12 protein-coding genes are annotated in these 13284 nt (G+C 73.4%); 11 read left to right on the top strand and 1 reads right to left on the bottom strand.

The features are described 5' to 3' along the window. Positions 1–31: 31 nt before the first annotated feature. From OG389_RS36330 to OG389_RS36280, 11 genes are all read left to right on the top strand, one after another. On the top strand, positions 32–679 hold the full coding sequence (locus OG389_RS36330) for an NAD(P)-dependent oxidoreductase (protein WP_328304622.1): 648 nt from the start codon (positions 32–34) through the stop codon (positions 677–679). 30 nt (positions 680–709) lie between these two features. Beyond that, positions 710–1972 (top strand): multidrug effflux MFS transporter, encoded by a 1263-nt coding sequence (locus OG389_RS36325; protein ID WP_328304620.1) that lies wholly within the window; start codon positions 710–712, stop codon positions 1970–1972. A gap of 162 nt (positions 1973–2134) precedes the next feature. Next, on the top strand, positions 2135–3523 hold the full coding sequence (locus OG389_RS36320; protein ID WP_328304618.1) for a class II 3-deoxy-7-phosphoheptulonate synthase: 1389 nt from the start codon (positions 2135–2137) through the stop codon (positions 3521–3523). 47 nt (positions 3524–3570) lie between these two features. Further along, positions 3571–3948, top strand: a complete 378-nt coding sequence (aroH, locus tag OG389_RS36315) for a chorismate mutase (RefSeq protein WP_328304616.1) — start codon at positions 3571–3573, stop codon at positions 3946–3948. Continuing rightward, positions 3948–5072 carry a prephenate dehydrogenase gene (locus OG389_RS36310; RefSeq protein WP_443059492.1) on the top strand — a complete coding sequence of 375 codons (1125 nt, stop codon included), beginning with the start codon at positions 3948–3950 and terminating at the stop codon, positions 5070–5072. The genes aroH and OG389_RS36310 overlap by 1 nt, the downstream gene beginning before the upstream one ends. 316 nt (positions 5073–5388) lie before the next feature. Further along, entirely contained in the window at positions 5389–6573 is a 1185-nt protein-coding gene (gene aroC / locus OG389_RS36305; protein ID WP_328304612.1) for a chorismate synthase, read from the top strand. Continuing rightward, positions 6570–7646: a 3-dehydroquinate synthase gene (gene aroB, locus OG389_RS36300; RefSeq protein WP_328304610.1), complete on the top strand. Its 1077-nt coding sequence runs from the start codon at positions 6570–6572 to the stop codon at positions 7644–7646. The genes aroC and aroB overlap by 4 nt, the downstream gene beginning before the upstream one ends. Next, the gene (locus tag OG389_RS36295; protein ID WP_328304608.1) at positions 7643–7927 is read left to right on the top strand and encodes a hypothetical protein; all 285 of its coding nucleotides are present in this window, start codon (positions 7643–7645) and stop codon (positions 7925–7927) included. Before aroB ends, OG389_RS36295 begins: the two co-directional genes overlap by 4 nt. Continuing rightward, a complete protein-coding gene (gene tkt / locus OG389_RS36290; protein WP_328304606.1) occupies positions 7924–10059 on the top strand; it encodes a transketolase in 2136 nt (711 codons plus the stop codon). The genes OG389_RS36295 and tkt overlap by 4 nt, the downstream gene beginning before the upstream one ends. Continuing rightward, positions 10056–11333, top strand: coding sequence for a 3-phosphoshikimate 1-carboxyvinyltransferase (aroA, locus tag OG389_RS36285; protein WP_328304604.1), 1278 nt, complete (start codon positions 10056–10058; stop codon positions 11331–11333). Before tkt ends, aroA begins: the two co-directional genes overlap by 4 nt. Positions 11334–11446: 113 nt before the next feature. After that, positions 11447–12403 carry a helix-turn-helix transcriptional regulator gene (locus tag OG389_RS36280; protein ID WP_328304602.1) on the top strand — a complete coding sequence of 319 codons (957 nt, stop codon included), beginning with the start codon at positions 11447–11449 and terminating at the stop codon, positions 12401–12403. Here the strand turns inward: OG389_RS36280 and OG389_RS36275 are convergent. After that, positions 12400–13137: a GbsR/MarR family transcriptional regulator gene (locus OG389_RS36275; RefSeq protein WP_328304600.1), complete on the bottom strand. Its 738-nt coding sequence runs from the start codon at positions 13135–13137 to the stop codon at positions 12400–12402. The genes OG389_RS36280 and OG389_RS36275 overlap by 4 nt on opposite strands. Between the last annotated feature and the right edge of the window lie 147 nt (positions 13138–13284).

The following is a 13284-nucleotide window of genomic DNA, read 5'->3' as shown; positions in this document are numbered from 1 at the left end:
GAAGAATCACCCAGGAAGAAGAGGCACAAGCATGAACATCCTGCTTTTCGGAGCGAGCGGTCACATCGGCAGCGCCATCGCCGGTGAACTGCTCTCCCGTGGGCACTCCGTCACGGGCGTGACCCGCACCGGCGAGATCGCGGGCAACAGCCACGAGGACCTCAAGGTGGTCGCCGGCGACGCCACCAGCGCGGACACCGTGGCCGCACTGTCGGCGCAGGGCTACGACGCCGTCGGCTCGGCCGTCGGCCCCAAGCTCGGGGTCGACGACGACCGCAAGATCATCGTCGGTGCCGCCAACGCGCTCATCGAGGGTCTGACGCGCAGCGGCGTACGCCGCGTCGTGGTCCTCGGCGGCGCCGGCAGCCTCGAGGTCGCCCCGGGGGTCAAGGTCATCGACAACCCCAACTTCCCGGCCGTCTGGAAGCAGAACGCCCTCGCCCAGAGCGAGGCGCTCGGCCTCTACCGGCAGGCGGACGCCCTGGACTGGACGTTCATCTCCCCGGCCGCACAGATCGAACCCGGTGAGCGCACCGGGACCTATCGCGTCGGCGGTGAACAGCTCCTGGTCGACTCCGAAGGCCAGAGCCGCATCAGCATCGCGGACTACGCGGTCGCCTTCGCGGACGTACTGGAGCGCGGCGACGCGATCCAGACCCGCATCACCGTCGCCTACTGATTCCGCGTTCCCCGGAGGGGATCTCAGAAAATGACTTCACCCGCGACACCGAAGGGCGCCGGGCTCGCCCGTTTCGCCATCATCCTCGGTGCACTCACCGCCCTTGGACCGCTGTCCAACGACGCCTACCTCCCGGGTCTTCCGCAGATCGCCGAAGACCTGAACACGAGCGCCTCGGCCGCCCAGCTCAGCCTCACCGCCTGCCTGCTCGGCCTCGGCATCGGCCAGCTCATCGCCGGCCCGGTCAGTGACGCGCTCGGCCGCCGCCGTCCGCTCATCGCCGGCCTCGGGCTGTTCGCCGTCACCGCGCTGCTCTGCGCCTTCGCCCCGAACATCTGGACCCTGGTCGGCCTGCGCGCCCTCCAGGGCCTCGGCGGCGCCACCGGCATCGTCATCGCCTCCGCGGTGGTCCGCGACCGGCACACCGGGCCCGCCGCGGCCCGGTTCTTCGCGATGCTGATGCTCATCACCGGCATCGCGCCGATCCTGGCCCCGGTTCTCGGCGGCCAGCTGATGCTGCTCACCTCGTGGAAGGGCATCTTCATCGCCCTCTCCATCATCGGCGCCCTGATGCTCTTCGGCGTCGCCGGCGCACTGCCCGAGACGCACCCCGCCGAACGGCGCGTCAGCGGTGGCCTCAAGGCCACCGGGCCGATCTTCCGCCGGCTGCTCACCGACCGGGTGTTCGTCGGCTACAACCTGGCCTGCGGCTTCGCCTTCGCCGCGATGTTCGCGTACATCTCCGGCTCGACCTTCGTGCTCCAGTCCATCCACGGGATGTCCCCGCAGGGCTTCAGCGCCGTCTTCGCGGTCAACGCCCTCGGCCTGGTCATCGCCGCGCAGGTCAGCGGCCGCATCGTGCACAAGACCGGCCCGCGCGCCCTGCTCGCGACCGGTCTGACCGCCTCCGCGGTCGGCGGCCTCGGCCTGCTCGCGGTCGTCCTCACCGACGCCGGTCTGGCCCCGATGCTCGTCGCGCTCTTCGTGGTCGTCTCCAGCGTCGGCCTCGTCCTGCCGAACTCCTTCGCCCTGGCCCTGCAGGACCACGGTGACGTGGCCGGCTCGGCCGCCGCGCTGCTGGGACTGTCCCAGCACCTGATCGGTGCGGCCGTGGTCCCGCTCGTCGGCCTCGCCGGTGAGGACAGCGCGGTTCCGATGGGCATCGTCATCGCCATCCTCGGCGTCGGCGGTCTGCTCTTCTTCAGCCTCACCAAGGGCCACCAGGCCGCCGGTTCCGAGGCCGACGCCCAGGCCCCCGCGGCCGCGCCCTCCGAGGTGCGCGAGCCGGTCTAGGTCGCCCCTGGTGAGACAGGCTCCAGCAACGGATTGCCTGCCGGGGGACCGTGCGGCCGCACGGCCGTACGGTCCCCCGGCACCCCGGGCCGCCAACCCCGGGCGGCGACAGGCCCACACCTCTTCCCTTTCCGAACGAAACCGATCGAGGCACCAGCCACCATGACCCTCACCACGCACGCCACGGCCGTCGACTCCTGGCGGCTGCTGCCCGCCGCCCAGCAGCCGGCCTACCCCGACCCGGTCGCCCTGCGCTCCGCGCTCGACGACCTCGCCTCCTACCCGCCCCTGGTCTTCGCCGGTGAGTGCGACCGCCTGCGCGAACGGATCGCCGACGTCGCCCGCGGAGAAGCCTTCATCCTCCAGGGCGGTGACTGCGCCGAGACCTTCGACGCCGTCAGCTCCGACCAGGTCCGCGACAAGGTCCGCACCCTGCTCCAGATGGCCGCCGTCCTCACCTACGCGAGCTCCGTGCCCGTGGTGAAGATCGGCCGGATCGCCGGGCAGTACTCCAAGCCCAGATCCAAACCCACCGAGATCCGCGACGGTGTCGAACTGCCCGTCTACCGCGGTGACTCGGTCAACGGCCTCGCCTTCACCCCGGAGTCCCGCACCCCGGACCCCGAGCGGCTCAAGCGGATGTACCACTCCTCCGCCGCTACCCTGAACCTCGTACGGGCCTTTACCACGGGCGGCTACGCCGACCTGCGCCAGGTCCACGAGTGGAACCGCGACTTCGTCGCCGCCTCCCCGGTCGGAGAGCGCTACGAGCGCCTCGCCGGCGACATCGACGACGCCCTCACCTTCCTCGCCGCCTGCGGCGCCGACCCGGCCGCGGTCCACTCCTCCGAGATCTTCGCCAGCCACGAGGCGCTGCTCCTGGACTACGAGGCCGCCCTGACCCGTACCGACGCCCGCACCGGCGAGCTGTACGACGTCTCCGGCCACATGATCTGGATCGGTGAGCGCACCCGTCAGCTGGACGGCGCCCACGTCGAGTTCGCCTCCAAGGTGCGCAACCCCATCGGCGTCAAGCTCGGCCCCACGACCTCCGCCGACGAGGCGCTGCGGCTCATCGACAAGCTCGACCCGGAGCGCGAGCCCGGCCGCCTCACCTTCATCACCCGCATGGGCGCCCGCAACATCCGCGAGATCCTGCCCGAGCTCCTCGCCAAGGTCACCGCCGAGGGCGCGCGCCCCGCGTGGATCTGCGACCCGATGCACGGCAACACCTTCGAGGCCCCCAGCGGCCACAAGACCCGCCACTTCGACGACGTGCTCGACGAGGTCACCGGCTTCTTCGAGGTCCACCGGGCGCTCGGCACTCACCCCGGCGGCATCCACATCGAGCTGACCGGCGACGACGTCACCGAGTGCGTCGGAGGCGGCGCCGAGGTCCGCCTCACCGACCTCGGCCAGCGCTACGAGTCCTCCTGCGACCCCCGCCTGAACCGCAAGCAGTCGCTGGACCTCGCCTTCCAGGTCGCGGAGCTGTACCGGGACCGGGGAGCGCCGGCGGCCCGCCGCGAAGCCGTACCCGCCGCCGCCTGACCCCGCGCGACCGATCGACGTACCGTCCTCAGCAAAGGGAGAAGACCATGTCCGTGCGTGCCCTGCGCGGTGCCATCCAGCTGGAAGTCGACGAGCGGGTCCACCTGCTGGACGGGGTCCGCAAGCTGTTCCAGGAGATGCTCGTCGCCAACGGGCTCGACCAGGAGGACCTGGTCAGCGTGCTCTTCACGGCGACCCCGGACCTGGTCAGCGAGTTCCCGGCGGTGGCCGCCCGTGAACTGGGCGTGACCGACGTGCCGTTGATGTGCGCGCAGGAACTGGACATCGCCGGGTCCCTGCCCCGCGTGGTGCGGATCCTCGCGTACGCCGAGACGGACCTGGCCAAGCCCGAGATCAAGCACATCTACCTGGGCGGCGCGGCGGCCCTGCGCCAGGACCTCGCCACGGCCGGGGATCCCAGATGATCCGCTCCGCCGCGGTGGTGGGGACGGGACTCATCGGAACCTCCATCGCCCTGGCCCTCTCCCGTCGCGGGGTGGCCGTCCACCTCATCGACGAGAACGACTCGGCCGCCCGTACCGCCGCCTCACTGGGCGCCGGTACCGTCGGCCCCCCGAAGAACACCGTGGACCTGGCCGTACTGGCCGTCCCGCCGGCCCAGGTGGGCGCGGTGCTCGCCATCCACCAGAAGCTCGGCCTGGCCCGCTCGTACACCGACGTCGCCAGCGTCAAGACCGAGCCGGAGATCGGGGTACTGGCCGCCGGCGCCGACCCCGTCACCTTCATCGGCGGACATCCCATGGCCGGCCGGGAACGCTCCGGCCCGCTCGCCGCCTGCGCCACCCTCTTCGAGGGCCGCTCCTGGGTCCTGACACCCACGGCCCACACCGGACGCGAAGCGCTCAACATGGCGCTCATGATGGTCTCCCTGTGCGGGGCGGTCCCCGTCGTGATGGACAGCGACGTCCACGACCGGGCCGTGGCCCGCGTATCGCACACCCCGCACGTCGTCGCCTCGCTGATGGCCGCCCGCCTCCAGCACCTCCCGGAGGACGCCTGCCGCCTCGCCGGCCAGGGACTGCGCGACGTGACCCGGATCGCCGGGGGAGACCCCCGGCTGTGGAGCGACATCCTGGAGTCCAACGCCACCGCGGTAGCCGACGTGCTGACCGAACTGGCCGAGGACCTCCAGGTCACCGTGGCCGCCCTGCGGGGCCTCGCCACCGACGACGCCGACGAACGCGCCCAGGGCACCACGCTCCTGGCCGACCTGCTCGGCCGCGGCCTCAGCGGCCGTGACCGCATCCCCGGCAAGCACGGACACCCGGTACCCGCGTGCGCGCCGGTCCGCGTCCTGATCGGGGACCAGCCCGGCGAACTCGCCCGGCTCCTCGCGAACGCCGCCGAACTCGGCGTCAACATCGAGGACATGACCATCGATCACTCGCCCGGCGAGGAGAGCGGCCTGGTCGAGCTGATGGTGGCCCGCGGCACCGCCGTGAACATGGCGCAGGGCCTGCTGACCGCGGGCTGGCGCGTCCAGCGCATGGGGCCGATCGAGGCCCCACCGGTGACCGTCGGGGTCTGACCCCGCGTCTCCGCCCCGAACCGGCCGTCCCCACGGCCGCGTACGGCTGCTCCGGCCGCCCTTCCCCCCGGCGGCCGGGTACCGCCGCCGCAGGGCCGGGCCGTCGCCCCCCCGGCGCGGCCCGGCCGACGCGGCGGACCACCGCAGACCGGCGCACTGCTTGCCGACTCACCGCAGACCGACTCACCGCAGACCGCCCCACCGCAGATCGCCCCATCGCCTGCCGCTCAGCGCCGACCGACAGACGGACACCTGCTGACACCGACCACCGACCGCCGACCACGCCGGCCACACGCCGCACGACAGAGGATCACCCTTGAGTACTTTGCGATGGCTCACCGCGGGCGAATCGCACGGCCCCGCCCTCACCGCCGTCCTCGAAGGCCTGCCCGCCGGGGTGGAGATCTCCACCAAGGCGGTCGCCGACTCCTTGGCCCGTCGCCGCCTCGGCCACGGCCGGGGCGCCCGGATGGCCTTCGAGCGGGACGAGGTGACCTTCCTCGGCGGCGTCCGCCACGGCTTCACGCAGGGCGGACCGGTGTCGGTCCAGGTCGGCAACACCGAATGGCCCAAGTGGCAGACGGTGATGGCCGCCGACGGCGTGGACGCGGAGGTGCTGGCGGGCAGGGCGCGCAACGCCCCGCTCACGCGCCCCCGCCCCGGCCACGCCGACCTCGCCGGGATGCAGAAGTACGGATTCGACGACGCCCGGCCGGTGCTGGAGCGGGCCAGCGCCCGCGAGACCGCCGCCCGCGTCGCCGTCGGCGAAGTCGCCCGGGCCTTCCTCCAGCAGGCGTACGGGATCACCATCGTCAGCCACGTCGTCTCGCTCGGCGCGGCCACCGCCCCCGAGGGCGTGGTGCCCGGCCCGGGCGATACCGAACGCGTGGACGCCGATCCGGTGCGCTGCCTCGACCCGGAGGCCTCCGCCGCGATGGTCGCCGAGGTCGACCTGGCCCACGAGAACGGCGACACCCTCGGCGGAGTCGTCGAGGTCCTGGCGTACGGACTCCCGCCGGGCCTGGGCAGTTACGTCCACGGCGACCGGCGCATCGACTCCCGCCTGGCCGCCGCCCTCATGGGCATCCAGGCCATCAAGGGCGTCGAGTTCGGTGACGGCTTCGGCCTCGCCCGGGTCCCCGGCTCCCTCGCCCACGACGAGATCGAGCAGGGCGAGGACGGCATCCGCCGCCGCACCGCCCGCTCCGGCGGCGTCGAGGGCGGCATGACCACCGGCGAGCCGCTGCGGGTGCGTGCCGCGATGAAGCCGATCGCCACCGTGCCGCGCGCGCTGGCCACCGTCGACGTCGCCACCGGTGAACCGGCCGTCGCCCACCACCAGCGCTCCGACGTCTGTGCGGTGCCCGCCGCGGCCGTCGTCGCCGAGGCCATGACGGCGCTGGTCCTCGCCCATGCCGCGCTGGAGAAGTTCGGCGGGGACTCCCTCGCCGAGACCGCCCGCAACCACCGGAGCTACCTCGAGAACCTGGCCGTCCGGTGAGCACGCCGACCCTCACGGGGAGCACCCGCATCCCGGTCGGCGGCGACCGGCCCTACGAGGCCGTCGTAGGCCACGGACTGACCGGTGAGACCGGCCGCGTGCTGGGCGCCGAACCGCTGCGGGTAGCCGTGGTCCACTCCCGCACGCTGCTGGCCACGGCCCGCCGGATCGCGCGCGAACTCAACGACGAGGGACGCATCGTGGTCTCCCTCGAAGTGCCCGAGGGCGAAGCCGCCAAGGACATGACCGTCGTGGTGGGCCTGTGGCGGGCCCTCGCGGACGCCGGGTTCACCCGCTCCGACGCCATCGTGGCCGTCGGCGGCGGCGCCACCACCGACCTCGCCGGCTTCGCCGCCGCCGGTTGGCTGCGCGGCGTACGGCTCGTCCTCGTGCCGACCACCCTCCTCGGCATGGTCGATGCCGCCATCGGCGGGAAGACCGCCGTCAACCTGCCCCAGGGCAAGAACCTCGTCGGTGCCTTCCACCCGCCCGCCGGGGTCCTGTGCGACCTGGACCTGCTCGGCACCCTGCCGCCCCTGGACTACGTCAGCGGCCTTGCCGAGGTGATCAAGGCCGGGTTCATCGCCGACCCGGAGATCCTCCGGCTGGCCGAGGAGGACCCGGCCGGCGCCGTCCACACCCGTGAGCTCGTGGAGCGCGCCATCCGCGTCAAGGCGGAGGTCGTCACCGAGGACTTCCGGGAGGACGGCCGCCGCGAACACCTCAACTACGGCCACACCCTCGGCCACGCCATCGAGCGGGTCGCCGGCTACCGCGTCCGCCACGGCCACGCGGTCGCCGCCGGCATGGTCTTCGCCGCCGAACTCGCCCGCCTCGACGGCCGGCTGTCCGCCGACGACGCCGAACGCCACCGCACCCTGCTCGCTGCCGCCGGCCTGCCCACCTCCCACACCGGGGCCTGGGCCCCGCTGCGCGACGCGATGGGCATCGACAAGAAGGCCCGGGGCAACCGGCTGCGCCTGGTCGTCCTCGACGCCATCGGCCGTCCCGCCCTGCTGTCCGCCCCCGACGAGGCCCTCCTCGAGGCCGCCTACGAACGGCTCGCCCGGTGAGCCGCCCCGCCGTCCGCTACGCCCGGGCCCGCGCGATCCGCCGCGCCCACGCCGAAGCGGGCGCCGCGCCCCGGTCCCCGTTCCCGGCCCCGGTGCTGCTGCCCGGCGTGGCCGGGGCTCGCGCGGGTTTCGCCGTCCGCGCTGTTCTTCCCGACCGCGCCGCGGTCTCCGCGGCGCCGGCCCGCGCCACTCGCTCCGCCCGCGCCGCAGTTCCCGTACCAGCCGGAGCACTCGCTCCCGCACTCGCCCCCGCATCCGCCGAACAGGAAGGCCCGTCATGACCGTCGCCACCGCCCCGCAGGGGTCCGCCCTGCTCTGGGAGGACGCCGACCGCCGGGCCGTCGAGGTCGCCCGCGCCCTGACCGTGGACGCCGTCGAGGCGGCCGGCCACGGGCACCCCGGTACCGCCATGAGCCTCGCGCCGGCCGCGTACCTGCTCTTCCAGCAGCTGCTGCGGCACGACCCCCAGGACCCGCGCTGGGCCGGCCGCGACCGCTTCGTCCTGTCCTGCGGCCACGCCAGCCTGACCCTGTACACACAGCTCTACCTGTCGGGCTACGGACTGACCCTCGACGACCTCAAGGGCCTGCGCACCGAGGGCAGTCTGACCCCCGCGCACCCCGAGTACGGGCACACCCCGGGCGTGGAGACCACCACCGGCCCCCTCGGCCAGGGCCTCGCCAACGCGGTGGGCATGGCCATGGCGGCCCGCCGGGAGCGCGGCCTGTTCGACCCCGAGGCCGCCCCCGGAACCTCCCCCTTCGACCACACCGTCTGGGCCATCGCCTCCGAGGGCGACCTGGAGGAGGGCGTCGCCCACGAGGCCAGCTCGCTCGCCGGCCACCAGCGCCTGGGCAACCTCGTCGTCCTCTACGACGAGAACCGCATCTCCATCGAGGACGACCGGCAGATCGCGCACTCCGAAGACACCCTCGCCCGCTACCGGGCCTACGGCTGGCACGTCCAGGAGGTCGACTGGACCGCGACCGGCGAGGCCACCGAGTACACGGAGGACGTCGCGGCCCTGCACCGGGCGCTCACCACCGCCCGCGAGACCACCGACCGGCCCTCCCTCGTATCGCTGCGCACGATCATCGGCTGGCCCGCGCCGAAGAAGCGCAACACCGGCGGCATCCACGGATCGGCCCTCGGCGCCGAGGAGGCCGCCGGCGCCAAGGCCGCGATGGGCCTCGACCCCTCGCTCTCCTTCCAGGTCCCCGCCGAAGTCCTCGCCCACGCCCGCCGGGTCGTCGACCGCGGCGCCGAGGCGCACCGCCAGTGGGACAAGACCCTGGCCGACTGGCGCGCCCTGAACCCGGAGCGCGCCGAGCTCTTCGACCGGCTCTCCGAGCGCCGGCTGCCCGAGGGCTGGCAGGAGAACCTGCCGGTCTTCCCCGCGGGCGGCCAGATCGCCACCCGCAAGGCATCGGGCGAGGTGCTGAACGCCCTGGCCTCCGTACTGCCCGAACTGTGGGGCGGCTCCGCCGACCTCGCCGAGTCCAACCTCACCACCATGAAGGGCGAACCGTCCTTCATCCCCGAGGAACTGGCCACCGAGGCCTACTCCGGCCACCAGTACGGGCGGACCCTGCACTTCGGCATCCGCGAACACGCCATGGGCGCCATCCTCAACGGCATCGCCCTGCACGGCGGAACCCGCCCCTACGGCGGCACCTTCCTCGTCTTCTCCGACTACATGCGCCCCGCCGTCCGCCTCGCGGCCATGATGAAGCTGCCCGTCACCTACGTCTGGACCCACGACTCCACCGGGCTCGGCGAGGACGGACCCACCCACCAGCCCATCGAGCACCTGTGGTCGCTGCGCGCCATCCCGGGCCTGGACGTGGTCCGGCCCGCCGACGCGAACGAGACCGTCGTCGCCTGGCGCACCATCCTGGAGAACGACGACCGCCCGGCGGGCCTGTGCCTGTCCCGGCAGAACCTGCCCGTCCTGGAACGCACCGAGGAGAGCGGCCTGTCCCCCGCCGAGGGCGCCGCGCGCGGCGGCTACGTCCTGGCCGAGGCCGACGGCGGCCGCCCCCAGGCCATCCTCATCGCCACCGGCAGCGAGGTGCCCATCGCCCTCGACGCCCGGCGCATCCTGCAGGACGGGGGCCTGGCCACCCGCGTGGTGTCCATGCCGTGCCTGGAGTGGTTCCAGGCCCAGGAGGAGGCGTACCGCGAGGAGGTACTGCCCTCCGAGGTGCCCGCCCGCGTCTCCGTCGAGGCGGGCTCCAGCCTCGGCTGGTACGCCCTGGTCGGCGCGGCCGGCACTTCGCTGGGCATCGACTCCTTCGGCGCCTCCGCCCCGTACCAGTCCCTGTACGAACTGCACGGCCTGACGGCTCCGAAGGTCGCCGCCGCCGCCCGCGCGAGCTTCGAGCGCTCGCTCCGCAAGGCCACGGGCCGATGAGCGCCACCACCGTGCTCGAAGCCCGCATCCCGGGCTCGAAGAGCATCACCAACCGGGCGCTGCTCCTCGCGGCCGCCGCCCCCGGCCGCAGCCGCCTGAGCGCGCCCCTGATCAGCGACGACACCCTCGCCTTCCGGGCCGCTCTGGTGGACCTGGGCACGGGGGTGCGCGACATCGGGGACAGCGGGTACGGCTACGGAGACGGCTCCGGGTACGGGGACGGCGCCGGCGAGGTCTGGGAGGTCACCGGGCGCGGCACCGGCCCGGCCGGACCGGGCCGGGTCTGGTGCGCCGACGCGGGCACCGCCGCGCGGTTCCTGCCGCCCTTCGCGGCCACCGGGCGCGGCGAGATCGCCTTCGACGGCTCCGACCAGCTGCGGGCCCGCCCGCTGCGGCCGCTGCTGGAGGCGCTCACCGGCCTCGGGGCGAAGGTGCGCGGTACGGGTCTCCCCTTCAGCGTCACCGCCAGGGGACTGGCCGGCGGCCGCATCGAGCTGGACTCCCGGCTCAGCAGCCAGTACCTCTCGGGGCTGCTGATGGCCGCCCCGCTGATGGGCGGACCGCTCACGGTGGACGTGCCGAGCCTGGTCAGCCGTCCGTACGTGGACATGACCCTGTCCCTGATGCGGCAGTTCGGCGCGCGCGTCGAGGAGAAGGGCGCCGCGATCACCGTCCACCCCGGCGGGTACGCGCCCACCGACCTCGCGATCGAACCGGATGCCTCGACCGCCTCGTACTTCTTCGCCGCGGCGGCCGTCACCGGGCGCACCGTACGGGTCCAGGGCCTGGGGGCCACCAGCCTGCAGGGCGACACGGAGTTCGTGGACGTACTGCGGCTCGCCGGGGCGCGGGTGACCAAGACCGCGGACTGGACCGAGGTCACGGGCACCGGAGCGCTGCGCGGCGGGTTCGCGGTCGACATGGGTGACATCTCGGACACCTTCATGACGATGGCCGCGATCGCCCCGCTCGCCGACGCCCCCGTCACCATCACCGGCATCGCCCACGCCCGCCTGAAGGAGTCGGACCGCATCGCCGCCGTCGCGGGCAACCTCCGCGCACTCGGCATCCGCGTGGAGGAGGGCCCGGACCGCATCACCGTCCACCCGGGCGCCCCCACCCCGGCGACGATCGACTGCCACCGGGACCACCGCATCGCGATGTCCTTCTCGGTCCTCGGCCTGCGCGCCGCCGGCATCACCCTCGACGACCCGGCCTGCGTGGCGAAGACCTTCCCGGGCTTCCACGAGGAACTGCGCCGGGTGTTCGGCTGATCGGGGGGCAGGGGGCGGCCGTGGCCCGTCCGGGCCGGTAGGAGGGACACTGGGAGCGCTCGAGGACCGCTCCGGTCCTCGAGCGCCGCCGATCCCTGGGGAGCTTTCCGCACATGCTGGAGACCTCGGCGCGGCTGCTGCGCCTGTTGTCCTTGCTGCAGTCCCGGCCCGACTGGCCGGGGCCGGAGCTGGCCGACCGGCTCGGGGTGACCACCCGTACGGTCCGGCGGGACGTAGACCGGCTCCGGGAACTGGGCTACCCGGTGGGGTCGGGCACCGGCACGGCGGGCGGCTACCGGCTGGGGGTCGGCGCCGCCCTTCCGCCGCTGCTGCTGGACGACGAGGAAGCGGTGGCCGTCGCGGTCGGCCTCCGTGCCGCCGCCACCGGGTCCGTCTCGGGCATGGAGGAGACGTCCTTGCGCGCGCTGGCCAAGCTCGAACAGGTCCTGCCGTCGCGGCTGCGGCACCGGGTGAGCGCGATGCAGTCCGCGATCCTGCCGCTGACCGGCCCCGGACCCACGGTGGACGCGGGCCTGCTGGCGGCCCTGGCAGCTGCCTGCCGTGCCCACGAGGGAGTCCGCTTCGGCTACCGGGAGGCGACCCGGCGCGTGGAGCCGTACCGGCTGGTCCACACCGGCCGCCGCTGGTACCTGCTCGCCTTCGACCTGGACCGCGAGGACTGGCGCACCTTCCGGGTGGACCGCTTCGACGGCCCGCCCCAGCCCGGCCCGCGCTTCGCGCCGCGGCCGGCCCCGGCGGAGGACCTGCGCGCCTACATGTCCGACGCGCTGTCCTCGGCGCCCTTCCGGTTCCAGGTGAAGGTCCTGTTCCGCGCCCCGATCGAGGCGGTCGCCGAATACACCTCACCCGCCGCAGGGCGACTGGAGATGGTCGACGAGCAGTCGTGCCTGTTCCACGGCGGCGGTGGCTCCCTGGAGCAGGTCGCCCTCTACATCGCCCTCAAGGGTTTCGAGTTCCAGGTCCTGGAACCCCCCGAACTCCGGGACCACGTCCGGGCACTGGCGGCGCGGCTGGGCCGCGCCGGCGAGGATCCGGCGGATACGGCCTAACCGCGCTCCTCCTCCGGGGGTGTTCCGGGCTTCGTGTGGAGGATCTCCCGGGCCTGCTCCGCGGCGCGGGCGATGCTCTCGGAGACGAAGTCGAGGAAGCGGGCGATGTTCTCCATCCGGGTGCCGGCCGGGGTGCCGGGGCCGAGTACGGCGACGCCCTGCCGTGCGGTCTCCACTATCTGGGCCGTGGAACGGGCGCTGGCCATCATCGACTGGTACCAGATGTCGTCGTCGACGACGTAGCGCTCGCGGCGGCCCTCGTCGCGTTCCCGGCGGACCAGGCCCTGCTCCTCCAGGAACGTGATCGCCTTGGAGACCGACGCGGGGCTGACCTGGAGGCGCTTGACCAGTTCGGCGGCGGTGAGGCTGCCCGAGTCGGTGAGGGTCAGGCAGGACATCACCCGGGCCGTCATCCGGGGCATGCCGGAAGCCATCATGACGGTGGTGAACACCTCCTCGTAGGCCTGCACGGCCCCGGCGTCCCGTCCGTGGGCCTGCGGGGGTGCCTCCGGTCCGCGGGGCACGGCCCTGCTGCGCCGGTGGGCGCGGGCCTCGGTGGCGCGGTGGGCCAGGTCGGCGCGGTACGCGCCGGGGCCGCCGTTGCGCATGACCTCGCGCGTGACGGTCGAGGTCGGACGGTCGAGGCCTCTGGCGATCTCCGCGTAGGCGAGGCCGTCGGCCACTCCCAGCGCGATCTGCTGGCGTTCCTGCTGGGTGAGCCTGCCGCCCGGCATCGCGGTCTCCTTCGGGGGTCGTCGAGCCTCCAGTATAGCGTTCACCTTCATTCCATTGCAACGCTTGAGGGTGCTGTCGTTGCATTTTGCTTCAGGCTTTCGCAACGATGTTACTGCTGTGACCTGCAAAGATGGTGATTCATCGCA

It is taken from the genome of Streptomyces sp. NBC_00435 (assembly GCF_036014235.1).
In the GTDB taxonomy this organism is placed as follows: Bacteria; Actinomycetota; Actinomycetes; order Streptomycetales; family Streptomycetaceae; genus Streptomyces.
Note: the sequence above shows the minus strand (reverse complement) of the source record. Positions and strands in the feature narration are given on the sequence as shown.

Bases quoted from the DNA above. Each gene is read 5' to 3' on its own strand.
- OG389_RS36330 (WP_328304622.1), top strand. From the start codon at position 32: ATGAACATCCTGCTTTTCGGAGCGAGCGGTCACATCGGCAGCGCCATC.
- OG389_RS36325 (WP_328304620.1), top strand. From the start codon at position 710: ATGACTTCACCCGCGACACCGAAGGGCGCCGGGCTCGCCCGTTTCGCC.
- OG389_RS36320 (WP_328304618.1), top strand. From the start codon at position 2,135: ATGACCCTCACCACGCACGCCACGGCCGTCGACTCCTGGCGGCTGCTG.
- aroH (WP_328304616.1), top strand. From the start codon at position 3,571: ATGTCCGTGCGTGCCCTGCGCGGTGCCATCCAGCTGGAAGTCGACGAG.
- tkt (WP_328304606.1), top strand. From the start codon at position 7,924: ATGACCGTCGCCACCGCCCCGCAGGGGTCCGCCCTGCTCTGGGAGGAC.
- aroA (WP_328304604.1), top strand. From the start codon at position 10,056: ATGAGCGCCACCACCGTGCTCGAAGCCCGCATCCCGGGCTCGAAGAGC.
- OG389_RS36280 (WP_328304602.1), top strand. From the start codon at position 11,447: ATGCTGGAGACCTCGGCGCGGCTGCTGCGCCTGTTGTCCTTGCTGCAG.
- OG389_RS36275 (WP_328304600.1), bottom strand. From the start codon at position 13,137: ATGCCGGGCGGCAGGCTCACCCAGCAGGAACGCCAGCAGATCGCGCTG.